23 protein-coding genes and 2 pseudogenes are annotated in these 25323 nt (G+C 30.9%); 2 read left to right on the forward strand and 23 right to left on the reverse strand.

What is annotated here, in order from left to right; translation table 11 throughout:
• Positions 1-53 precede the first annotated feature (53 nt).
• From ACWW38_RS01865 to ACWW38_RS01970, 22 genes and pseudogenes are all read right to left on the reverse strand, one after another.
• A complete protein-coding gene (locus ACWW38_RS01865) occupies positions 54-3245 on the reverse strand; it encodes a type I restriction endonuclease subunit R (RefSeq protein WP_456259133.1) in 3192 nt (1063 codons plus the stop codon).
• Positions 3235-3420, reverse strand: coding sequence for a hypothetical protein (locus ACWW38_RS01870; protein WP_456259134.1), 186 nt, complete (start codon positions 3418-3420; stop codon positions 3235-3237). The genes ACWW38_RS01865 and ACWW38_RS01870 overlap by 11 nt, the downstream gene beginning before the upstream one ends.
• Position 3421: 1 nt before the next feature.
• On the reverse strand, positions 3422-4660 hold the full coding sequence (locus ACWW38_RS01875; RefSeq protein WP_456259135.1) for a restriction endonuclease subunit S: 1239 nt from the start codon (positions 4658-4660) through the stop codon (positions 3422-3424).
• Positions 4650-6128 carry an N-6 DNA methylase gene (locus tag ACWW38_RS01880; RefSeq protein ID WP_456259136.1) on the reverse strand — a complete coding sequence of 493 codons (1479 nt, stop codon included), beginning with the start codon at positions 6126-6128 and terminating at the stop codon, positions 4650-4652. Before ACWW38_RS01880 ends, ACWW38_RS01875 begins: the two co-directional genes overlap by 11 nt.
• A 12-nt stretch (positions 6129-6140) precedes the next feature.
• Positions 6141-7724 (reverse strand): restriction endonuclease subunit S, encoded by a 1584-nt coding sequence (locus tag ACWW38_RS01885; RefSeq protein WP_456259137.1) that lies wholly within the window; start codon positions 7722-7724, stop codon positions 6141-6143.
• Between the two features lie 552 nt (positions 7725-8276).
• Complete coding sequence (locus tag ACWW38_RS01890) at positions 8277-10760, reverse strand: S8 family peptidase (RefSeq protein WP_456259138.1); 2484 nt, start codon at positions 10758-10760, stop codon at positions 8277-8279.
• Positions 10750-11721, reverse strand: coding sequence for an AAA family ATPase (locus ACWW38_RS01895; protein WP_456259139.1), 972 nt, complete (start codon positions 11719-11721; stop codon positions 10750-10752). Before ACWW38_RS01895 ends, ACWW38_RS01890 begins: the two co-directional genes overlap by 11 nt.
• A 101-nt stretch (positions 11722-11822) precedes the next feature.
• A complete protein-coding gene (locus ACWW38_RS01900) occupies positions 11823-12320 on the reverse strand; it encodes a hypothetical protein (RefSeq protein WP_456259140.1) in 498 nt (165 codons plus the stop codon).
• A gap of 9 nt (positions 12321-12329) precedes the next feature.
• A pseudogene (locus ACWW38_RS01905) lies at positions 12330-12560 on the reverse strand (zinc ribbon domain-containing protein); the annotation flags it as partial.
• A 24-nt stretch (positions 12561-12584) separates the two neighbouring features.
• The gene (locus ACWW38_RS01910) at positions 12585-12845 is read right to left on the reverse strand and encodes a recombinase family protein (protein ID WP_456260393.1); all 261 of its coding nucleotides are present in this window, start codon (positions 12843-12845) and stop codon (positions 12585-12587) included.
• Positions 12846-13081: 236 nt separating this feature from the next.
• Entirely contained in the window at positions 13082-13396 is a 315-nt protein-coding gene (locus ACWW38_RS01915) for a nucleotidyltransferase domain-containing protein (RefSeq protein WP_456259141.1), read from the reverse strand.
• Positions 13393-13464, reverse strand: coding sequence for a nucleotidyltransferase substrate binding protein (locus ACWW38_RS01920; RefSeq protein ID WP_456260394.1), 72 nt, complete (start codon positions 13462-13464; stop codon positions 13393-13395). The genes ACWW38_RS01915 and ACWW38_RS01920 overlap by 4 nt, the downstream gene beginning before the upstream one ends.
• 436 nt (positions 13465-13900) lie before the next feature.
• Positions 13901-14467 (reverse strand): hypothetical protein, encoded by a 567-nt coding sequence (locus ACWW38_RS01925; protein ID WP_456259142.1) that lies wholly within the window; start codon positions 14465-14467, stop codon positions 13901-13903.
• Between the two features lie 15 nt (positions 14468-14482).
• The gene (locus tag ACWW38_RS01930; protein WP_456259143.1) at positions 14483-15253 is read right to left on the reverse strand and encodes a hypothetical protein; all 771 of its coding nucleotides are present in this window, start codon (positions 15251-15253) and stop codon (positions 14483-14485) included.
• Positions 15254-15257: 4 nt separating this feature from the next.
• Entirely contained in the window at positions 15258-16013 is a 756-nt protein-coding gene (locus ACWW38_RS01935; protein ID WP_456259144.1) for a hypothetical protein, read from the reverse strand.
• A 2-nt stretch (positions 16014-16015) separates the two neighbouring features.
• A complete protein-coding gene (locus tag ACWW38_RS01940) occupies positions 16016-17440 on the reverse strand; it encodes a dynamin family protein (protein ID WP_456259145.1) in 1425 nt (474 codons plus the stop codon).
• 70 nt (positions 17441-17510) lie between these two features.
• Positions 17511-18869 (reverse strand): hypothetical protein, encoded by a 1359-nt coding sequence (locus ACWW38_RS01945; RefSeq protein ID WP_456259146.1) that lies wholly within the window; start codon positions 18867-18869, stop codon positions 17511-17513.
• Positions 18862-19431: a hypothetical protein gene (locus ACWW38_RS01950; protein ID WP_456259147.1), complete on the reverse strand. Its 570-nt coding sequence runs from the start codon at positions 19429-19431 to the stop codon at positions 18862-18864. The genes ACWW38_RS01945 and ACWW38_RS01950 overlap by 8 nt, the downstream gene beginning before the upstream one ends.
• A 120-nt stretch (positions 19432-19551) precedes the next feature.
• Positions 19552-20517 carry a helix-turn-helix transcriptional regulator gene (locus ACWW38_RS01955; protein ID WP_456259148.1) on the reverse strand — a complete coding sequence of 322 codons (966 nt, stop codon included), beginning with the start codon at positions 20515-20517 and terminating at the stop codon, positions 19552-19554.
• A 253-nt stretch (positions 20518-20770) separates the two neighbouring features.
• Entirely contained in the window at positions 20771-21298 is a 528-nt protein-coding gene (locus ACWW38_RS01960; RefSeq protein WP_456260395.1) for a zinc ribbon domain-containing protein, read from the reverse strand.
• A gap of 24 nt (positions 21299-21322) precedes the next feature.
• Positions 21323-21574, reverse strand: a pseudogene (locus tag ACWW38_RS01965) (recombinase family protein); the annotation flags it as partial.
• 249 nt (positions 21575-21823) lie between these two features.
• Positions 21824-22138 (reverse strand): nucleotidyltransferase family protein, encoded by a 315-nt coding sequence (locus ACWW38_RS01970; RefSeq protein WP_456259149.1) that lies wholly within the window; start codon positions 22136-22138, stop codon positions 21824-21826.
• A gap of 203 nt (positions 22139-22341) precedes the next feature.
• On the opposite strand from ACWW38_RS01970, the gene istA reads away from it, so the two are divergent.
• Positions 22342-23814, forward strand: a complete 1473-nt coding sequence (gene istA, locus ACWW38_RS01975; protein WP_456260396.1) for an IS21 family transposase — start codon at positions 22342-22344, stop codon at positions 23812-23814.
• Positions 23807-24574 carry an IS21-like element helper ATPase IstB gene (istB, locus tag ACWW38_RS01980; RefSeq protein WP_456259150.1) on the forward strand — a complete coding sequence of 256 codons (768 nt, stop codon included), beginning with the start codon at positions 23807-23809 and terminating at the stop codon, positions 24572-24574. Before istA ends, istB begins: the two co-directional genes overlap by 8 nt.
• A gap of 125 nt (positions 24575-24699) precedes the next feature.
• Here istB and ACWW38_RS01985 read toward each other — a convergent pair whose 3' ends face one another.
• Positions 24700-25146, reverse strand: coding sequence for a staygreen family protein (locus ACWW38_RS01985; RefSeq protein ID WP_456259151.1), 447 nt, complete (start codon positions 25144-25146; stop codon positions 24700-24702).
• Positions 25147-25323 lie beyond the last annotated feature (177 nt).

A 25323-nucleotide genomic window follows, 5' to 3' on the forward strand; every position in this document is an offset into this window, starting at 1 on the left:
ATCAATATTCATATAAGCAGAGATGTTCCCACCATCTCTGCCTACATTATTCATTAATACTCTCTTGAGTCCTCTGCAATCTTATCAGCGTAAAAGTTATCCCCAGCACTTGGTGCATAAATAACTTCATTAAAACACATAAGTTTTGTTTGCTCCATTACAATATCTACTGCTTTAGTTGTTTTATCTGGTGGGTAACCATATTTTTTTAATAGCCTTTTAATAGTCATCTTCATCTTAGCTTGCACACTTTCACGAATTGCCCAATCTACGCTTATGCTGTTTTTTATTGAAACAGTTAAATCCCTTGCTATTTGCTTTAGTATATCTTCACCCATAATTTCACGTGCAGATTCATTATCTGATAAAGCATCATAAAATGCTAATTCATCAGGAGTAAGTCCTGTAGCTTCACCACGGTTTTCTGCTTCTGTGATTTCTTTAGCAAGTTCTATAAGTTCCATAATAACTTGTGTAGTTTCAATGGTTCTATTTTGATACTTTCTAATTGAAGCTTCCAATAATTCAGAGAATTTCTTAGACTGAACAAGGTTGCGTTTAGAGAAAGATTTTATATTATCTTTTAACAATCTATTAAGTAACTCTACTGCTAAATTCTTTTGTTTCATCCCCTTAACTTCTTCAAGAAATTCGTCTGAAAGAATAGCAATGTTAGGCTTATTAAGTCCTACTGATCCTAAGATATCCACTACTTCATTTGAAGATATTGATTTTGAAATTAGTTGATTTAATTCATTATCAAGCTGAGCTGTAGTTTTCTTTTTATTGTCATCAGTAATCATTTTTACGATACTTACTTTTACTGCCTTATGGAATCCAACTTCCACATTTAACCTTTCTGCAATATCTGTTGTTGCACATAGAGAATATGCTCTTGCAAGCTCTGTTACTAGCTTTATATAATCATTCTTCCTATCCTCTCTAAGACCAATGATATAATCCATAGTTTCTACAATGGCTTGCATTCTTTCACTTGCTTTACCAGTAAAGAATTTACTATAATCATGCCCGTGAAGTAGCTCTTTTATAAGATCATGTTTTTCAAGCAGTACAATAGATGCAACCTCTGTGTCTACTCCAGTAGTCTTTTTATCACTTTCCGTATACTCAGAAAGTGCTTCTTTTAAGTTTTCAGCAATTCCAATATAATCAACGACAAGACCACCTTGTTTCTCCTTAAATACTCTATTTACTCTTGCTATAGCTTGCATTAAGTTGTGTCCACTCATTGGTTTATCAATATACATTGTGTGCATGCTTGGCACATCAAATCCTGTAAGCCACATATCACGTACAATTACCAATTGTAACTCATCATTTTTATCTTTCATACGTTTAGCAAGTGTTTCACGATTTGCCTTTGTACCTATAAATGGCTGCCAATCAGCAGGATCTGAAGAGCTGCCTGTCATTACTATTTTAATTTTACCAGCCATTAAGTCATCACTATGCCAATCTGGACGAATTGCTATAATCTCTTTATATAAATTAATAGCAATTCTTCTACTCATAGCAACTATCATACCTTTGCCGCCTTCAGTTTCCTGAGCTTGCTGGCGCTTTTCAAAATGTTCAACAATATCTTTTGCAATTAACTTAACTCTTTGCTTTGTTCCAACAATTGCTTCAAGCCTTGCCCATTTACTCTTTAGCTTTTCTTTTTGCCCTATTTCTTGATATTCTGTAATTTCATCATACTCAGTATCAACCTTAGGCTTCATTTCCTCCGGAAGTTCAAGTTTGGCAATTCTGCTTTCATAGAATATTTTAACGGTTGTACCATCCTCAACTGCTCTAGTCATATCATAAACATCAATATAATCTCCAAATACTGCACGAGTATTTTTATCAGTTAATTCTACTGGTGTACCAGTAAATCCTATATAAGATGCATTAGGTAAGCTGTCACGCATATATTTTGCATAACCATATTTTATATCAGCACCATCATTACCTTTTACAATATCAGCACCAAATCCATATTGGCTACGATGTGCTTCATCAGCCATAACAATTACATTCGTACGCTCTGTAAGCGGTTTTACATCTTCACTTTTATCTTCTGGTGCAAATTTATGAATAGTTGTAAATATAATGCCTCCACTAGTACGGTTATTAAGTAAGTCTCTTAAATTTGTTCTATCAGTAGCTTGAACTGGTGTAGTTCTAAGTATATCTTTACATTTTAGGAATGTACCAAAAAGCTGGTCATCAAGGTCGTTTCTATCTGTAATAATTACAATTGTTGGATTTCCAAGTTCTGTGCTAATTATAAGCTTTGCAGCATAGAAAACCATAGATAAGCTTTTTCCACTTCCTTGAGTATGCCATACAACACCTATTCTTCTATCTCCATTTTCCGTAGTTGCACGTTTTGTGCTCTCTACTGCTTTATTTACAGCATGGTATTGATGATATCCTGCAAGTATTTTAAAAGTATGCTTACCATCACTTTGGAATAATATGAATTGCTTAATGATATCGAGGAAACGATCACGTTGAAACATACCTTTAATTAACACTTCAAGCTGTGGAATGGATACTGGGGCAACATCTCCATCATCAATAGTACGCCAGGACATAAACCTATCCTCATCAGAAGTTAAAGTACCAGCTTTTGCATTAATTCCATCACTAGTTACCATAAATGAGTTATAAGTAAACACGGAAGGTATTGTCATCTTGTAGGTTTGAAGCTGATTATAAGCATCCGTTATATCTACATTTTCATCACTAGCGCTTTTAAGCTCTATAATCACTAGTGGAATACCATTTACAAATACTATTACATCTGGTCTCTTTTCCTTGCCATGTTCTATAATTGTAAATTGATTTGCTACCATGAAATCATTGTTTAGTGGCTTTTCAAAATCAAACACATAAACTTTTTCAGTCTTGTAACTACCATCTTCCTGCTTTACCGTAACATCAATTCCATCAGTTATCATCTTTTGAAATGCCTTATTATTCATAATTAAACTTGGACTTTGAGGTATCAAAATCTTTCGATAAGCCTCTTCAATAGCATCACTAGGCATTTTAGGATTAATTCTTGAAAGAGCATCTTTTAATCTTTCACACAATATAACATCACTGTAATCCTCACGCTCCGCATACTCTCCCTCTGGTGCAATGTCAGGAGCAAAGACTACTTCGTAGCCTAGCTCCTTAAACCACTCAAGAGTGGCTTCCTCTAAATGTGATTCACAAAAATTATTCTTCATTTACCATTTCCCCCTCATGATAAGCTGAACATTTAATGCATCTTTGCCCATTATAAAATTCAAACCCTTTATAAAACTTACAACCTGAACATTGTTTATCAATTATAGGTTCATCATTTTCAGGACAACTATTAGCGTCAATTGCATATAGAGTATATTTTTGTTTTTCTTCCATCTTATTGCACCTCCTCTATTGGACCTCTTATTTCACCACTCATCAGTTTTGGAAGTAGTGTATCACGAATCTCTCTCAATTTTTCATTTTCGATCAAGTTTTTCACATACATTTCTATTACAGGGTTTAATATAATACAAAATTCGTCAACGACCTTATCATTATATGGGAATTTAATCCTTTTTAAATCACTAACAGTAATATGTCCAAGTCCTGTTGTTTGTTTACTACTTGCGATTCTTGTAAACTCTGGTTTGAAAAATTTCAATAATAAATATATAAAACAATAATCATTATTTTTTATAGAGATTTTAAAAGTATGTTGATTTAGAATTGCATCTCCACCAACCCATATAAATGTATCTATTGAAGTTTGAGGATTTCCTGACCAAGAAAATAAAATATCTCCTGTTTTAATATAGTATTTCTCATCTTTTGTTCCAGAAAAATATTCTGTAGAACTTGTTATTCCGTTCTTTAGCTCTGTGATTTTTATAATTGGACAGCCACTAGTAGCGTACTCATCCTTTTTAAATGAAGCTCCATTAATATATCCGGCAAAATCATAGAGTGAATTTATTTTCCATCCTTTAGGTATTATTCCTAATTCACTATCCTCAAACTCCCCATCTTGAAATGGTTCAAAATCCACAAACCAACTTTTGAAAATAGCCTGTGACATTTCTTCGAGGGTTTTGTTGATACGGTTGTTTAGTTCTATTTTGTTGTCTAGGCATGATAAAGTATCAGCAATGACTTTCTGTTCTTGTAATGGTGGAACAGGCACTTTCAATTGCCTAATTGCCATCATTGGAATAGTAGGTTGAGAACTTCCTCCTGCATAATTTATTAGTTGCTGTCTAAAATTCTGACTTCTTAAGAAACTATATATAAAATATGCATTGTATTCTTCTTCCACAGTAACTTTAGCCACATTAGGAGCTAAATGAAATTTATCATTATACTTGACTATTGCAACTTCACCAAATTTCGCGCCTGTATACGTTAATACGATATCATCTTTATACAATTTAGATCTAGTAAGACCTTGAGATACATCTTTCTTAATTCTCTTTACATCAGATAAATCAAATGTACCATTTTTAACGTTCAATGCTCTAATAGCTATTATTTCTCCATCTTCAACATATTCAATATGTTTAGTAAATTCAAATCCAGCCAGTTTTGTAACTTTAGCTACTTCACCCAACGCAACCTCTTTCCATTCACTAAAACTCATACCCAATCACCCCAAATCGCTTCTTTATCTCATCTTCTAAATCATGAGATTTTGCAAACATTTCAGCAAGGTCACCTGTTAGCCTTGTCATCTTTTCATCAAACGGTTCTGAATCTTCTTCTACTTCTTCAATTCCTACATATCTTCCAGGTGTCAAGATATATTCATGACCTCTAACTTCTTCAAGACTAGCTGATTTACAGAAACCTTGAACATCTTCATAATCTTTTTCATCACGCCAATTGTGGTAAGTATCATATATTTGTTTAATTTCTTCATCGGATAACTCTCTATGTTTACGAGTAACCATTGTACCCATTTTTCTAGCATCAATAAATAGAATTTTGTCTTTTCTATTTTCTCTCTTCTTAGAAATAAACCACAAGCATACTGGTATAGTTACTGTATAAAATAGGTTACTTGGCATAGTTACGATACAATCTACAAGTCCTGCTTCTATAATATTTTTCCTTATTTCAGCTTCCTGTTTTGTTGTAGTGCTCATAGAACCATTAGCTAATACAAAACCGGCAACACCTTTAGGTGATAATTTGCTTATAATATGCTCTATCCAAGCATAGTTAGCATTATTTTGTGGTGGAATACCATATTTCCAACGTACGTCATCTTGTATTAATGTATAATCACTAATATTGAAAGGTGGATTTGCCAAGATATAATCTGCTCTTAGATTTTTATGAAGATCATTTCCAAAAGTATCAGCATCTCTTTCACCTAAATTACCATCAATTCCACGAATGGCAAGGTTCATTTTACAAAGTCTCCATGTAGTAGCTGTAAATTCCTGACCGAATATGTGAATATCATCTTTTCTTCCTTGATGTTCTTCTACGAATTTACCAGATTGTACAAACATTCCGCCTGATCCGCAGCATGGATCGTATACTCTACCTTTAAATGGTTCAATCATCCCTACAAGCAGCTTTACAATTGATGGTGGAGTATAAAATTCACCTTCGGAACTTCCAAATTTCCCTAAAAAATATTCATATACACGACCTAGCACATCTTGTGCTCTTGATTCTTTGCTTCCTAAATCAAATGAAAATAAATCTACAAGTTCTCCAAGCTTTGGTTTACTAATTTCAGGTCTTGCATAGTTTTTAGGTAGTACTCCTTTTAATGAAGCATTTTCTCTTTCAATAGCAATCATAGCATCATCGATTATTTGCCCTATTGTACTTTGTTTTGCATTTTGCTTTATAACTTCCCATCTTGCACTTGGTGGCACGAAGAATATACTTTCTTCAGCATAAGCATCTATATCTTCTTCAAAGCCTTCGCCTTCTTCTACTAATTCTGCATATTTTTCTTCAAATGCATCAGAGATGTATTTTAAGAATATAAGTCCTAGTATTATGTGCTTATACTCACTACTTTCTATATTTCCTCTTAACTTATCTGCCATTTCCCATAGATTGTTTTCAAAATCTAAATTTACTGCCATTCATGTTACCCCCTACATTAATTTGTTATAAATGTTGTTTTTTATTTTGTTCCATCTATTTTCTGCTGTGTTTATTGCAGTTTTATAGATGTTTAATTCTTCATTATAATTTTTAATTATTTGCTCCTGCTCATCTATAGATAGTAATGGTATTTCCATTTCCATTATGTCTGAATGATTTATATTCATAATAGTTGTTCCCCTTTGGAAGCTTTTAATAATGGCCATACCAATAGGACTTTCAAAAAATATCTTGATATATTCACCAAGTATTTTCTCATTAGGTCTAATTACAATTACATTAGCTGAAGCAATAATCAGTTTATCTTGCTGTTTAAATACTGCTGATTTAATAGCTGTACCTCTGCAAGAAAGCAAGACATCATTATCTATTAGTTCATATCTTTTTATTTTGCGTTCTTCTTCTTCAATAGTATCCATGCTATCATAGTTAATTTCTCCATTTTCTATATTAGATATATTGAGTACTGAAATACTTCCAACTTTAGTATCTTTTTTTAGAATAGATTTTCCTCTAAAGACTTCAGCTACATCTTTTAGCTTTGTCTTTTCTAAATTAGAATTTTTAAACTTTTTAATATTCTCATCGTCATCAGAAAGTAGGAGCTCTACTCTCCAATCTTCATGAGATAGAAATTCTTTAGTTTTTATTTGTTTTTTGTCTTCTACACAAAATATATCTTTATCCGGCTTTAAAGTACCTATTTCAATTTCATCTTGTGAAATTTTAGTGAAAGTAAATAAATAAGTTTTAATAGCTGTTGCTGGTCTAAAAGTTCCTTCAGGCAATATAAATATACTTTTTACATTATAGTTATTTGTTATAAATTTTCTTAGCTTCTCATATTCCATGCCAGCAAAAGTTATCTTTGCAGGAACAATAATATCTAAAATACCATTTTCACCTAAGTGCTCTAGCATATTTTCAATAGCTATGCCATCATTATCTCTTGTAATAAACTGGCCTCCAATATTATCTCGTTTTCCTCCAAAATATGGAATTGAATATATGTAATCAAATTTTTCATCAATAAGACACCTACTATATATAGATTCGAATATTATCCTGACATTTTCATAATCACCAAATGCCAATTGTAAAAGCAGATGCATTTGCTTTGTTTGAGTAGTTAATGTACTTTCTGACTCTTTAAACTCTTTTATAAATCCCCTTAATCCTGCTAAATGTTTCTCAGCCTCAGTTATAAGTATTTTTTTAGGATTAATCTTTTGTGTTTTATCCTTAATATAAGCTGTTAAATAACCTGGTGAAATGATAGTACCCATTTTATCATTTTTGAATATCTCAAGGGTAAAATCTATAAGGTCGATTTCTTTTAAAGCTTCATATATTTCTACAAAGTCATCTCTATCTGCAGGGAAGAAACCTAGCTCATCTTCTGTTGTCTTTTTCATAAATTGAAATAACTTATCTTTATCCTTTATGTCTTTATTTTTTAGCTGCAATTCCTTCTGTGTTAGTTTAACTCTTAGAATTTCATTTAAGAGTTGTTCTCGAGTAAATATTTGTCTTTGATATAACATATTTAAAGCTAAATCTATGTTTATATTCAAGAGAATCCTCCTTTCAATATTTTTACATCATCACAATTAATATTGTACTGTTCAAAACTTAGTATGTCAATACTAAAAAATAATTTAAACATTTTAAAAAGTCACTGGACTATATACTGCGTATTTTTTTCGTATTTATTATTATCTCCATATAAAATAGCCTGTATTGACATTCTCATCTTCCTTCCTAAACATTTCCGCAAAACCTATACCATAACGCAAATATCCTTAGTTCTTCATAAAAATACAACCCCCACAAATAAAAATTCCCTCAAACCTAAGTCTGAGGGAACATAAAACACACTTTAATATTTACTTAAAAACCTTGAAAACCTTTGATATCAGGCTATTTCTTTACTATCTTCACCACTGTCTCAGCAGTAGCTTTCTGCCATTCAAAGTTCGTCTTCCACTCCTTTTCATGGGAAAGCCTTGCATGAACCGTTATAAAAAGCTTACTTCGTTGCTACGCTCCTAGTAAGTTTAACAACCACCTCAACATGCATGAAGATGTTATAACAGGTGAAAAGGAAACACTAATTGAAATATATTTTATGTTGGTATTTCCACTTTAACTTTATTAGCAACTTTAATCTTATTGATTATAGGCGTATATAAATCAGTTGTAACTTTTGGAGTTGAAATTGATACTATTAATGAATATCTTATTTTGTGATTCCAACGTCCTAAATGATGCCGTTCTCTCCACCAACCAATTGCTGGATAAACAGCAATTAAATTTGAAGTAGCTAACTCTGCTGCAGTTCCTTGCCAAACATCCGAATGTATAGAACCAACATTTCCGTTATTAGGTCCTAATAACCAATTAACATTACCACCGCCACTTTTAATTATATCATTATTTTCATCTTCTATTGCTTTAGATATTCTACTCATAAATACGTCTTTTGTATCCGAGCCATTAACATCAAACCTTAATGCACATGACGCATATCTATATCTATCTTTCCAACCTACTTCTCCTGGTCCAGGTTCAATGAAATACGATAATGTTATCTTCATTTCAACTTGCGTATCAAAAAGCTGTTCTAATACCTCTTTAGGCCAAGGTATTTCATGTATATGCATATCTTTGCTCTTATAATTACTATCAACTTTATCAAACGGTTGTAATTCAGATTGTATAATTAAATTGACACAATTATTTGCACATTGAATAGCCTTATCTAAATTTGGTACTCCATACCCACAAGTCCTTAAAAGCTTTCTATAATCAGTTTTAGTATCGCCATCTAGAAATTGGCTTCTCATTGCATCAGTCCAAGTTGCTGAGTGAATTAACAATGCCCTAATTGTTTCAGGCCAAGCATTAAGATACATGCTTTGTAATTTAGCTGACATCCAAGCAGCTTGTGCCGTAGCTGCACTCGTTGCCCAAATAGTAGTAAATTGACTCCTACTTGGTATGTAATTTGTAGTTAATAATGATAAGTTATCTTCTCCACCATAACATCCATATGAATCTTTAATAAGATTTCCACCTTCTAGAACAATCTCTGGCTTTATTGGCCATTTATTATCCCAAATAGCTGATGTTGAGCTATAAGGTGATAATTCCCCACTTTGGGCTACTGTTTTCATATTTCCATATTGACCGTTATCAAGTGTACACTTTTCAGTATATGCTCCAACTGTAACCGCATTCCATGATTGTCCAGGATTTTGAACCGTCCTAGTAATATTACTGTCAGGATAATTTATCCAGTCATCTCTATCCTGTATGTTTCCTGCTGAAACTAAAAAAAGCTTTTGAATACCATCTATATACCCAGACGTCAATTCATCAATTGATGCTGACCAAGAAGAAGGACTTCCATCTCTTGTTTCATATATAGGCGCTGTTATTGCCATGCATATGATTCTTTTTTTCTTAGGATTGTCAATAATCAAATTACTTACTGCTTCTGTTGTTATTGCACCATATAATTGAGGATTGTTTTCTCCCTTAGGAGGCAAAATTTTATATGATTCTAAACAGTAATCTATCGTTATTTCATTATTACATTCTAAAGCATTTTGTAAATCTCCAAATGCACTTAACCCTGCCATGCTTGTACCATGTCCTTCATGATCATGTGTACCCCATTCATTATCATAAGCATAACATTTCTCATCATTTAAAATAGGTTTTAAAAGCATATGCCCGTTATTAATTCCTGTATCTAATATACTTATACATGTATTGCTATTTTCATTTACTCTCAATCTTTTTAATAATTCATTAGCCCATTCTGTCTGATCAACATTTTCTAAATTGACAAAAAAGGCTGCGGTTTCTGTAGCTCTTCGTATTTCTGCAACTAAATGTGTGTGCTCTATTAGCTGTTGTAACAATTGACCATTTGCTTTTATAAATAAAACTCTACGCTCTGGAAAAGATATTTTTTCTCTTTTATTTTCAATATTTAATCCCTTTAATACATTTCTAAATTCAGATTCTTCCTCATCAGAATCACTACTTATCCAAATCTCACACCATACTAATTCTTCTTTCGGGATCCATTCTTTTGAACCTGTCCAAAAAGATTCTAATACTGCTAGCTTTATATCATTAACTGATGCAATTAAATTTTCATTTACTGGACGTCCTTTTTTAGTTTCCTTCGTTAAATATTCATTTACTTTTTTAAGAAAATGATTTTCTTTTCCTTTAGGTATAAATACAGTTGCTTTACTTACAAATGTTTCTTTATCTTTTATTTCTTTTTTAACATTTAAAAGTTTTATTCCAGCCCTAATAGATTCTAAACTTTTTGTAGTTAAATTAAAATTAGGTGTACTTTCAAATTCTAAATAAGTTCCCATTTTCGTATTTAGCGATACAGCTGTTGTATCTTTTTTTTCATTTTCTACTTGTTTCCATATATCTTGTAACTTATTTTGAATCTTTTTCCCATGTTCAATTCTATTCCTTGGAGGAAGGATATTTCCCCTTCCCCCTTGGCTTTTAGATGTATATTTATAGGCTTCTCCTGTTTTATCTAAAAAAATATTACTATAGTGCTTAATTTCCAAACTCCTCACCTCTCATATAAGATGAAAGTCTCTCTTCTATCATCTTATGAAGCAACTTCTCATCAACAAACTCTTTATCACATAAAATTGATTCTTTAATACTATCATCACAAGCTTTTGATATTTCCGCATGACTTAATGTGTTACATTTCTTTGTTATGTTGGCATAAATTATTCCTTTATCAGCAAACTCACCTAATCTGTTACTAATTAACCTTTCAATTTCAGACTCATCTGGTAAATTATAATGTATTATATCATCAAATCTTCTAAATAATGCTTGATCTAGAAGCCTAGGGTTGTTCGTTGCTGCTACTATTATACTCTCTGATTTATCTTGCTCTATTAGCTGTAGAAAGGAATTTAATACCCTTCTAATTTCTCCAACATCATTATCCATACTACGTTCAGAACCTATAGCATCAAACTCATCAAAAAGATATACTCCTTGGCACTCTAATATATTATCAAATATCTGTCTAAGTTTAGCACTTGTTTCTCCCATATATTTAGTCACCATTTTATCCATCATTATAGTACATAATGGTAGGTTTAATTCAGATGCCAACACAGATGCTGTCATTGTTTTCCCTGTACCTGGAGGCCCAGCTAATAGTATTTTTCTTCTATTATTAAGTCCATGTTTTTTTAACTTATCTCGCTGCCTATACTCTTTAAGGATTCTTTGAATTCTTTGTTTTATTTCTGTAGTTACTACTATTTCGCTCAAATTATGCTCTGGTAATGTACTATTAATTAATTCATTAAAACCATTGTTTAATTGAACAATTTTATTTCTTTTAAATTTAGATGAATCCACAATATCTCTTATTTCTCTAGCAAGTGCATTATGCCCCTTGTTTGCTTCATATGCAGCAAGTTGTAATACTACTGTTCTAAAACGATCTTCATTATCATAATGAGCTTGTATTAACAATTTCACATGTTCTCCTGTTGCCATATACTATTACACCTCCTTCTAAACATACTATTATATAATATACTTAAATTACACCATAAATTTCCACTTTGATTCTACATATAATTAAATAATTTATTATATCATAAAATTCCTTTAACAACAATGTCTATTTTATAGATAATCTCCACTTCCACCAAACTAATAACCTTTATATTCTCCACCATCTGTGAAAAAAGTTCCTCATCAAACTTTTTAATAATATCTTCTCTCCCATCTAATACCTTTTCAATTTCTTTTACTTTCTGAAGCCCCTTCTCCCTTATTAAATCAGTATTATCAAACTTAGCTTTCTTTTCTTTTAACTGCTGCATCTCTTCTTCGAGTCTTTGGTATTCCTCATCATAAATCTGATTGTTTAAGCCACTTCTTACATTCAGCCTTACCAAGTTCATCATCTGCTCCTTCAATTCTTCCAACCTTTTATTTATTACCTTTAGCTCATTACTATCTTCTTTGCTTTCTAATACTCCATTTATATTTTCTATCATGTTTGAAATAAAAGCTTCTTTATTTTCAATAACCTTATTTATAGATTTAACAAAAGCTGCTTTTAATTTTTCTTCATCTACTGCTTGCATATTACAAGCTTCATTCCCATTATCAATATGGTTAGCACAAAGCCACACATATTTTTTATATTTTTCATTTCCACCCCATCTTTTTCTCCTAAACTTACTGCCGCAGGCGCCACATACTGTCCTTCCTGAAAAGGCATATTTGTTGGTGTGTCTGCTTTTTGTTTCTTCTGAGTATCCTACTAGATTTTCTCTTCTTTCTATTTCTTCCTGAACCCTTTGAAATGTTTCTTTTGATATTATTGGTGGATGACTATCTTTAACATATTACTGTTGAACTTCTCCTTTATTTTTAACTCTTTTATGCGTTAAAAAATCTACTGTTACAGTCTTTTGAAGTAAAGCATCCCCTGAATATTTTTCATTCCTTAAAATCTTTTGTATTGTTGAGTCATGCCACTTTCTTCCCCCTGCACCTGTTAAAATATTATCCTCTTCAAGACCTTTTGCTATTGCTCTTATACCTTTTCCCTCTAGGTATTCTTTATATATCCTTCTAACTATTTCAGCCTGTTTTTCATTTATAATAAGTTCTCCATTTTCATCTTTATCATATCCTAAAAATCTTTTATGGTTTACCCTTACCTTTCCTTGTTAAAACCTTCTAACTATGCCCCATCTACTGTTTTCAGAAATATTTCTCAATTCGTCTTGCCCCGTATCATGGAACATATTTCCCCCACATTTTTAAAACTTACAAATTAAAAAAATCCTACAAATATATTTCCTTTTATACTTGTAGGATTTTTACTTTTTCTACTTTATTAAGTTAATTTATACTCATAAATAACTTTTCCAACTCGTTCTATATGTTCTCGCAATTCCTTATGATTTAAATGAGTAAAATCAACTATATCGAATAGGTATGGCATTAGGTTTTCATCTTCAAGCATTGAATGAAGCCTAGCTAATATATCAAAATTTATATCTTCACCATAAATAGCTATATCAATATCTGATCCTGGCTTATAATTACCTTTTGTACGTGAACCAAAAATCACTGCTTTTTTGATCTCTGAAAATCTACCTATAACATCAATAATATATTCTAAGTCAGAATCTTTTAACCCACAGTTCATACTTCTTGCTCTAAATAATCTTTCATTGTTTTCCACGCTAATTCAAATGTATATTCAAAGCACTGAATTAAGCCTTAATAAACATTTTATTACTATACATATAGCCCTTGAGTATAATTAAAATCTCAAAGGCTTATAATTCATAATTATTAATTCTTTATCTATTTTTTATATAATCTCACAACCGTCTCAGCAGTAGGCTCCTACCAATCATCCGTCGCTTCCCTCAGATTCTTGGGTAGCCCTTGCATGGGTGGTTGTAAAAAACTTACTTCACCACTTCACTCTTCGTAAGTTTAACAACCACCTCAACATGTATTTTGATAGAAAGATGATACTAATACGCATTAATATTGGGATTAGACCCCCAAGACCCCCTTTGGATTTAAGAGGGTTGTTTTTGTAAAGAAGCTTACCCATCTTCATTATTGCTTTGCTTATATCCTGTTTCATTTTAATTTATTGCTATTTATACACCCGAAATTTTAAATGAATCAGAATTTGTTACTTTTCACTAGGTAGTTTACTCTCTAACGTATCAACTATATCATTTACCCAAACCATCCTTATCATCTGTTGTATTATTGACAAATCTTTATTTAAAGAATCTACATTCTTTTTATATTCTTTAAATTCTTTTATAAATTGCTTTAATGATTTATCATTATCTGTAAATTTTTCATCATTATATTTCTTCATCTCTGTAATCTCTAAATATATTGGATTTAATGAATTCCCTAAATCCGCTATTTGTTTTTTAGCTTCATCGTTAGATTTAAGGTTTTGAATATTAGATTCATTTAATTTCTGAATCAATTTTTCATTTCTTGAAATATTATTGTTATTTACATCTTCAATTATTTCCTTTAACTGTGCGTTCATAGTATTAATATTGTTTTCTATACTAGTAAACTCATCAGACATACTTTGTTGTAAATGATTATTATTTTTCTTAATATCCCCATTAGATTTAATACCTATATTAATTATTTTTTTTATTTCATCCATTTGAGTATTTATATTCTCAATATCTTTTTTACTTGCTAATCCAATATAGTTCCAAAACCCCATAATTTAACTCCTTCATTATATAAGTGAATCTATACATGCCTCACTTAATTTAATTTTTGCAATAAGTTCATCTTTAATTTTATTTACTTCCTCTTCCGTCTTTGACTTACTATCTTCTAGCAGATTAAATTCTTCTATTTGTTTATCTAAATTAAACTTGATATCTTCCAATTTTTCTCCTATTACATCAGTCAGTATATCATTTTGTTCCTTTATAACTACTTTGACATCTTTAACTAGATTATTTAATCCTTGCTGCAAAATCTTTTCTGAGAATTTCCTCATTTTATTTTCTTTACTTGAACCTGCATCCAGTTTTAAAACTTGTAAGCATTCGCTATCATCAATAGATACCCTTTTGGAAATATAAGTTTTTAAGTTACCTTTTATTTCTCTTTCTACTCTTGACATAGTTCTTTCAATTCTAGAAACATTAATCCCCGTATTTGCTTTCGACTTATGTAATTCATTCATTAATTCTTTAAAATAAACCTTACTTTCATTTATAGCTGTACACTCAATTTCATCTGCTTTTTTTTCAAGTTTTAAAGAAAACTCTGTTAATATCATATTTATTCTTTTTGTTTCCTCTAACCTAGCTCTTTCCTTATCATATCTATCAGTCTTACCTGTATCTTTTGAAACATCCTCACAAGCTGATTGGATTCCTTGGCCTATATTCTGAAGTGTTTCAGAACCTGTCCACTCTCCAACTTTTTCAACCCCTTTGCCTATAGCTCTACCTACTGATTTAGCACAACTACTAATAAAACTAAAAAAAACCATAAAATCACATCCTTAACTCATCTATTATTACATTACTTAATATTATTTTTGTTTCAGCTAATTCTATTAAATTCTTAGCATCTTCTTCATTATCTTTAGCATTTTCTAATAGTGTGAGCTCATTTAATAACATTTCATTATTTTTTCTTACATCCGAAATTATTCTATCTAATTGTTCTGATATATCATAGCTTAAATCCTCGATAGATGCTTTTACATCATTTATAAAATCACCTAATACTTGCTTAATTACTTCTTCTTTAAAACCTTGTATCCTATCTTTTTTTAATTGGCCTGCTGGTAAACTTAAAATTCTTTTTAGCTCACTATTATCTAATGAAATCTTTCTATGAATACTTTTTGCTAAACTTCCTTTTGCATCTCTCTTAAGTCTTTCAACTGCCCTTTTTATGTTATTACTCTGCAAGTTAACCTCTTTGCTATCCTCAACTGCCTGAACTAATAAAATTAATTCTTCATAGTATTCGGTACATTCTACAACAACTTTTTTTTCAAGTGCATATATATCTTCTTCAATTTCCTTTATAAATTCATTTAATAGTTTATTATAATCTATAACATCATTAATATTATCTGAGTTTAATCTATCCCTTTCTGATATCTCTTTTGTAGATTCACCATTAGTGAATTTATCCCATAGTTTTTTTGCACCACCAATTATAATATCTACTAAAGATCCTCCAAGAGGCCCTGGTATCGGAAATTTAAAAGGAAATTTTGATGGAAATTTCGTAAGCATGCTTATCCCCTCCAAAGTCCATTTATAGTGTTAAATAATTGATCTGCTCTTTTAGATGTAGCCATTTGTATTTGTTTTAATACTTGTTGCATTTCCTTTTCTTCTGCTTTACTTTCTTCTAAAAGTTTAAAACTTTCTTCTCTTTTTTTTCTTATTTCTTCTATACCTTCATTACTAGCTTTTAAAACACTTTCTTGCCTTTCCTTGATAACATTAAACTTCATTATTATGTCTTCTTTATTGCTCTTATAATCTTGCGTTAAATCTTCTAATAATAAATCTTTGTGTTTTTCAATTATCTCATCTCTTAACTTTATTTTTAAATTTCCAATATTTGAAAAATTATTAAGCTTGTCTAGATTTTCTTCAATATTTACGATTCTAAATTTTGTAGCAATTGAACTTAAATCCCACCAATCATCTGACCCCTGCTCTATATTAGAATATTCTCTTACCAAATTGCTTACGTGAGAAGCTACTGCTACTATATTTTTTTCTGCTAACTGTAAACTATTATAACAATCTTCTCTTCTAAGTATCTTTATCCATTCAGCTCTTTGATCTTTCCAATTTTCTTCTGGTCTGTTTAAAGTATCTAGTTGAGTACCTATAACATATATCTTTTCTAGATTATACCTTGAATTAGCAAAAACACTATAAATAGTAGCTAATTCTCCACCAGTAAGTGCATCGGATTTTATACAAACTAATACCGCATTTGCTCTATCTATATATTTTCTAGTGATGTCTGATCTATATTTAACTGGATCGTCTAATCCTGGAGTATCAACAAACACAACACCTTCTGGCAATAAGAAATCTTTTAATGCTACTTCAACTTCTTTAACAAAATAATGAGTTGCTTTTTTTGAAGATGTCCATTTTTCTATTTCTTCTTTTAAGTCTTTAATCTCATCAAATTCTTTTATTATACTTCCTTTATTTATCCACTTTACTTTTTCATTTTCTGCACCTAAGCTACTAAACTCTTCTAAAAATATGTCTGATTTAGATTGTTGAACGCTTCTCCATAACATTTCCCACTCAACATCATTATAGAAAGTTAACTTAATATAATTTTTACCTCTTGATGCTCTAAACTTAGTTAATGAAGCTGTTTCTGGTGTAACTGCCGTTGATGCTAGATTACATCCTAATAACGAATTAATTAGAGTCGACTTTCCTGCTTTTATCGCTCCTACAAACGCTATGTGAAACTCTGGGTTTGAACATTTATTTATAAAATTATCTAACTTAACAATTAATTTATCATTAACTTCCTCATTTATTTTTTCATGATTCATTATTAATTTTGCTTTTGCAATACTCTTAGCATACCTATCTATCGTTTTATCCCACATTATATTTATATCGATATTATTTTCAATACTTTTTAAAAACTCTGTTATCTCTTTCTTTTGATCCATTTTAAAATCTCCCTTCTAAAATTCATAGTTATTTAATACTTATCAAAATAATAATATTATTTTTACTTAGCTAATCAATGTAATAAACTGGTATTTCTCTATCTAGTTTCTCTGCTGATAACATCAAATATTTCCAGCTAGTATCAATATACTCTTGTGCATATGCTACTTTTTGCATTTCTCTATCATAAGCAATCCACTTTAATGTTTTAAAACCATATTTTGCAGTAGCAACCCATGAAACATAATTTATAGAAAAAGGATTTTTAGTTAATGCTAATTTACCTACATTTTCTGCAAATAATATTCCGTTTGCTATACATAACATTATTATCAATTTTGGATTATCCTTTATAGAAACATCTCTTTTTGAAAAGAATGTTTCTTTTATAACAAAAGATAATCTTGTTAATATTTCAATTAAAAGAACTGGTATACTCATTCCGATAAAATGATTAAAATTATATCCATCATAATACATCTTTTTAGACAAATCAGCCACAGTAAATTTTTGTCCGTTATATTCAATAGAACCTGTTTGTATTAACTGTAATACCGGTGTTAATGGTGCTGGTACACTAAGAATTTTTCCAGTTTTACTCTTTGTACCTACATCAGATAAAAAATGTCCAAAAACTGTAATTATAGCCTCTATAAGTGATTTAGTTTCTGCACCTTTTACTGATTGAATAATCAATCTTCCATTACCATCTATAGCGGTTAATTGACCTTTCATTAAGTCTGCAACGCCAAATATGAATCCTATAATCGGATCGTGTCCCAAAGATTGAAATCTATGATATAACGGACATAATCCAAGTATTTCTTGAGAAATTTTAGAAGTATTTAAAGAAATATCATAAGGAACCTTGTACTTTTCTTCCAACACTTCGATTTTTTCCTCTGTTAACAACTTGTTCCAAAAGTCCTCAACCCCTGATTTTAATTTACCTGGCACAACTTTCTTACCATCTACATTTGTGACCAAGAAATAATCTATTAAAGCTGCAATTGTACCTATGATTCCAGAAATAGCATAATCATATTTATCTAACTTGTATTGATCAGTAAATTCACTATAATATCTGTTTAATAACTGATTAGTCTCATTAATTTCTTTTATTGTTGCTATCTCATATAAATCTACATCTGAATATCCACTCTGATGTGCTTGATTTATTAAATCATCAAAATTCTTTTGAGGTTTACTTTCAACTTTTTCTAAACTAGGGTTCTCTATTTTATTATTTGCAATAAATTCTGCAATTTTAGCTTTATCTATATTCTGACTCTTAATAAATTCTTGTATTTGTTTTTCAAACTCATCTAGCTCATTATTCATTTGAGAATAACCTTTATCTAATGAATTTATTTTTTCACGTTGATATTTCAATACATCTACTTCATTTTCAAATGCTTTTTTAGCCATTTAAATCAGACTCCATATCTTTTTTTACCCCCATTAACATATCTAATGTTAACTTTAAGTGATTCAATCGTTCTACTGATGCCTCCTTATCTTGCTCAAGTCTGATCATAATCCTATCATGAGCCAACATAATTCTTTGTATAAGCATTTCTTTCTCTTGGATTAATTTCTTTTCCTTTGCTTTATTTGCAAGTGCATAAGCTCCACCGCCTAGTATTACAGCTGGTGCAGCTAAAACTCCTATACCTGCTACCATTCCACCTCCAACTAAAGCACCTGCGGCAGCTAATCCAGAGGTTATTCCAGCTGCACCTAATCCTGCAACACTTCCCATAGCACTAAGCAGACCAACTCCAGCAATACCACCTACTGCAAGACCAGCTCCAGCAGCTCCAATACCAAAGGCCTCTGATTTTAACATTCTATCCATTATTTTTCCTAATTCTCCACCAACATCGGCTGTAGTTCTATTTTTATCATTTAGAGTTAGCTCTGCTTCATCTAATAATTTTTTTACCAAAGTTAACGAATCACTATTTTTAAAGTTCATTTTTTTTCCCATATTACTATTCCTCCATTTAATTTAGTATTATATTAATAGTTTCTCTTTCCATAAAACATATTGTATTTAACTAATATGGTTATTATAAAATAATCCATTTCAATTACTATTATAGGTTATCTAATACAATCTTCTGATTTGATCAATTTCACTTAATATCTCCTCGTATAGTTCAACTGGTGAGATTACTCTGATATTCTTCCCCTGACTCAATAACCACATAATTATTCCCTTACCATAAACCTCAGCTTCTAATATAAATTTATTTTCTAATGTTTCTATGATCCTTGCTGTAGGCAACTTATCTAATATTGCATCTATTGAAGATCCTGTAAACTCAAATTTTATTTTCATAAGCTTACCAGCATACATAAATTGAACTCTTTTTCTAAACTCTCCATCTTCAAATCTTCCTGAACTTGGTATATAGAATTTTTCTCCTAATGCTTTATATTCTTTAATCCTATCAATTCTAAATACAGTTGGTGAATCAAAATCATTAAAATAAGCTATTAAGTAAAAATAATATTCCGAAAATATAATTGCTACTGGCTTAACTATTCTTTTTACTTCTACACCATCAATCTTTATATATGTTATTTGTGTTACTTCTTTATTCCTTATTAATTCACTCAAATCCCATATTTTTGATAAGAGCAAGTCACTATGCTTCAAAGGAACATAATTTAATAGTTCATTCCCAATTATATCTTTAACATACTTCCTTTGTTTAGCATCAACTTGTCCTAATATAGAATTAGTTAGATGCTTTAGTTCATCCTTACAAAAAGCTCTGCTTTCAAGTAATATTTTTGTTATAGCAAGAATATCTTCTCTAGTAAGTATGTCATCTCTATTATCAAGACTATAACCCTTCTTATCACGCCTGTATACAATATCCTTAGAGCCTAAACTTTCCCGGTTGTCACTGAAATAAACCCTTATATCATCTAAGTCCCTCTGAATTGTTTTTTCATTTACATTAAATAGTTCAGCCATTTCCCTTTTATTAACAATCTCACCATGTACTAATTTTGAGTATATTGTTAATATACGATTAACCTTTACATCTTTTTCATCAATCATATTTATCACCACTATCTATCTTTATTATAATCTTTTAGATAGACATATAATGTCCATGTAGGACTAAAATACAAAATTTTTATTAATTTCGCTCTATATTCAAATATGTATAATAGTACACTGTAATTATACATAAAAATACAGCATTTTGCCATATTTTTCACAAAATTACCATTGCAATCTTTTTATCAAATAAATAAAGCCAGTCAAAGTGAATTTTATAGTTCACTCCAACTGGCTATTCTTACATACCTTATTCAATTACAACTTCTATCTCCGTTCCATCAAGCAAGGTTACAATGATTTTCTCCCCTTCAAACACAGTAATCTTTTCGATAATCCTAAAAAACAAATCCATATCAAATTCTTCTATTGGTTCTGCATTTTCTATAATTCTCATAAACTGCTTTGCCTTATATCTTTGAAGCAAGTTATCACTTTTCAAATGTTCCTTCCACTTTTCCATGAAGTAATTCCTACTTTCAATCATTACATTAAAGGTATTTATAAAAGCTTGGTATAAAACTCTATCATCTATATGCTTATTCTCACAGCTTTTCTCACCTTTAACTACATACTTCTTATTACATCTCCAAATAATTCTTCTAAGTCTTTCATTGTTGGAGTTCCATACCTTTCTCCCAAAGGTACTGCCACAGTGTCCACAAATAACTCTTCCAGCAAAAGGATTATCAACTGTGGCATAATCTAATTTGCTAATGTTATATTTTTCAGCAAAGACTCTTCTTCTCTCCATTTCAAGCTGTACTGCCTCCCACATTTCTTTATCTATTATGGCAGGATGGCTTTCTTCAACATAGTATTGAGGAACCTCACCATTATTCTCTACCCTTTTCTTTATAAGGAAATCCACCGTGTAGGTCTTTTGAAATAGTGCATCTCTCTTATACTTTTCATTACTAAGCATTTTTCTTATACTACTTTCGTACCATTCTGACTTTCAATTCCAATTTGGAACTCCTTCTTCTTCAAGTTCCTTTGCTATTCTATTAGCACCCTTTCCATCAAGGTAACCTGTGTAAATCCTTTTTACAATCTTGGCTTATTTTTCATTAATCACTAGATTACCATCTTCACCCTTGTCGTAGCCTAAGAATTTTGTATAGTTTACCGAAAGCTTCCCCTGTTCATATTTTCTTCTTATCCACCAAGTACAGTTTTCACTTATACTTCTTGACTCGTCTTGCCCGTATCAAGGAACATATTCCCTCCATATTTCTAAATTGAAAAATCCTACAAATATATTTTCTTTTATACTTTTAGGATTTTTACTTCTTCTACTTTATTAAATTAATTTATCATCATAAATAACTTTTTCAACTCGTTCTATATGTTCTCGTAATTCCTTATGATTTAAATGAGTAAAATCAACTATATCGAATAAGTATGGCATAGAGCTCTCATCTTCAAGTTGTACATGAAGTCTTGCTATTATACTAAAACCTATTTTTTCTCCGCAAATGGCTATATCTATATCAGAACCAGGTTTATGATTTCCTTTTGCTCTAGAACCAAAAATTACAGCCTTTTTTACTTCTGGAAAACTTTTTATAGTATTAACAATATACTCTAAATCACTATTTCTTAATCCAAAATTCATAATTGTTCCTCCAGCATCTCTAATAATTCCTTAATAGATTCCTTTAAATCAAAGCACATCTGCTTAACATAAACTGTTAATGGTAATATAACAATACCCACTTATGGGATTAAAAAATCCTCACCTCTCTTTAAAAATATTATCCTATGTAGTTAAATTATTTTAACAAGTACATAGGAGGAAAGGATATGTTGGGGATAGCAATGCATACAACAATCGAAACACTTTATAAAAAAGGATTGAATAAGTCTCAAATATCAAGGATGTTAAAAATTGATAGGAAGACTGTAAGAAAGGTTTTGACAGCAATAGAAACCGAAGGTGAGGTTATTAAAAAGACTAGGCCATCAATTTTAGATCCACATAAGGAATATATTCAAATTCAAGCAAATAAAGGCCTGACGGCCAAAAGAATACATCAAGACTTAATAAGAGATTTTAACTTTGATGGAGGTTATGACACTGTTAAAAAATATGTTAAAACAATAAAGGATATCCCTTCTAAGGTATACATGGTTCTTCATTCGCAGCCTGGTGAAGAAGCTCAGGTAGACTTTGGTTATATAGGGACTTTAAAAATAAATAACACATATAAAAAAGCTTGGATCTTTGTAATGACATTAAGCTATTCAAGGTATATGTACGTTCAAATAGTATTTGACCAAAGCGTTAAGACCTTTATTGAGTGCCATAAGGCTGCTTTTAAGTATTTTGGAGGCATCCCACAAAGTATAAAAATTGATAACTTGAAGGCTGGTATTTTAGAAACCGACTTCTATGAGCCTGTAATTCAAAAAGAATATGCTGCATTTGCATCTTATTATGGATTTTTGGCGGAGCCCTGCAGAGTTTATACTTCTACGGATAAAGGAAAAGTTGAATCATCTGTCAAATATGTAAAAAATAATTGCTTTAAAGGAAGAGAATTTAAGGATGCTGACGAAGCAAAGACTTTCCTAAGAGAGTGGCTTGATAATATTGCAAATAAAAGAATACATGGGACTACTAAAAAAACACCAATAGAAGTATTCACATCTACAGAAAAGAATAGATTATTATCTCTACCAATTGAGGACTTCGTCCTATCTCACAGCAGTGAGTGTCTTGTAAATACAAACTGCCATATCTCCTATAAAGGTAATTACTATTCTGTACCTTATGGGTTTATCGGACAAACTGTTAAAGTAATAGAAATGAATGGACTTTTAAGGATATTTTTATCTGAAAAAGAAATCGCCCTCCATAGTTTGCAGACCAATGAAAAGGGCAACTTCATAACAGATATAAACCACTATCCTAGAAGTAAGAATATCTCTATTAAGGACATTTTGTCAAGACAAAAATTAGAAATGGCTAAAATAGGAATTCATGCACTGGAATTTTATGAGAAATACTTAAATACCAATCTTAAAAATAGAAAATATGATTATAGAGCAATTTCTGGAGTACTCTCTTTAAGAAAAAAATATGATAGTGGAACTATAACCGAAGCCTGTAAAAGAGCTATAACATTTAATGCTATAAGTTATAAAATGATAAAAAATATCTGTGATAGAGGTGTAGTTTGTGATGAGATACCAGCTCAAAGCTATGTTAACTCTGAAGCTACAGAAATAGCAAGAAGTTTGCATGAATATAATAAATTACTATCAGGGGGAGTAGCAAAGAATGAATGATTTGCTTTTATCTAAACTAAAAGATTTGAAACTCTCAGGGGTTATTAAAACCATTGATATGAGGAATGAAGAAGCCATAAAAGATAATTTATCTTTCATGGAGTTTATTGAGTTATTAATAAATGACGAGGTATTAAACAGAAAAAATAATAGTAATACTAAGAGAATTTCTAATGCAAAGTTCCCACAACATAAATCTTTGGAAGAATATAATTTTAATTATCACCCTACGGTTAATAAAAGATTTATTTATAATTTAGGGACTTGTGAATTTATAAGAAAAAAAGAGAATATAGCATTTATTGGTCCACCTGGAACTGGCAAAACTCATTTAGCGATAGCTTTAGGTTTTAAGGCTATCGCCCAAGGATATAATGTTCTATTTACTACAGTTAACCAAATGCTCGAAGAGCTATATATGTCTAGAGCAGATAATTCTTTTAACTCAAAAATAAAGAAGTACATATCACCAGATTTACTAATATTAGATGAGCTAGGTTTAAAAAAGCTCACACAAAGCAATGTAGATGATTTTTATGAAATTATCGCTCGAAGATATGAAAATGGCTCTATTATCATTACTACAAATAAGGTTTTTGATGAATGGGGAAGGATTTTTTATGATCCAGTTTTAGCTACTGCTATCTTAGATAGATTCATACATCATTGCCACTTTGTAGTTATAAAAGGTGAGAGTTATAGGATGAAACAAAGAGAAAGTATATTAAAAGAAATCTCCTGTGACGAAAGTCACAAATAATTTTTTATCTAAAGTGGGGAATTTTCAGTCCCATTTTTGAGGAATTTTTATTGACAATAACACATAAACAATTATAGGAAGAAAGAATCCAGCGGCGGACAAAAATATCATATTAGAGGTGCATCTTACTTATAATCATTAGGAGTACCCCAGTTCTCGAACCGGTTATACTCCGGATTTGTTGAGTCAAAACGTATCCATATCGGCGCTTTGTCTAAATCAGGATGAGCAGCAAAAAATCTTCTATCCCCATATCTGATAGCTTCCAAAGCTAACGGCAGCTCACGCCTGAAAATTGCATTACGCACAGCTGATACTGCTGGACCAAACTGACCATCTACATAAACATATACATATAGAAATAGAAATCCATTATTCATTCTCCATTCTGCAAGCACTTCATCTCTCATGGCATTGACCTTGTCATAGGCAAACTCTAGACCTATGATAAGAAAAAGGTCTGCGGTTATATCTGAATGCGTTAATGTGTACTTACGTCCTATTACTGGATGGGTCATTGTAACACCAGTTCTGAAATCAACATACAACTTATCTGGATTTAGTCTTTCCAATGTATCACCTCACAAACTACATACTTTAACTATTTTTTGGATTAATGATTTATATAATATTATATGAAACGTATGAGAAAAAGTTCTATTCAAGGAATAACGCATATAGAGTGTTAATCTACTTTCCTCCAGTTTAACTATGGATCGCGTAAGAAATACAAGGGTCAAAAGACCAGA

This window comes from Clostridium sp. JNZ J1-5 (assembly GCF_053901425.1).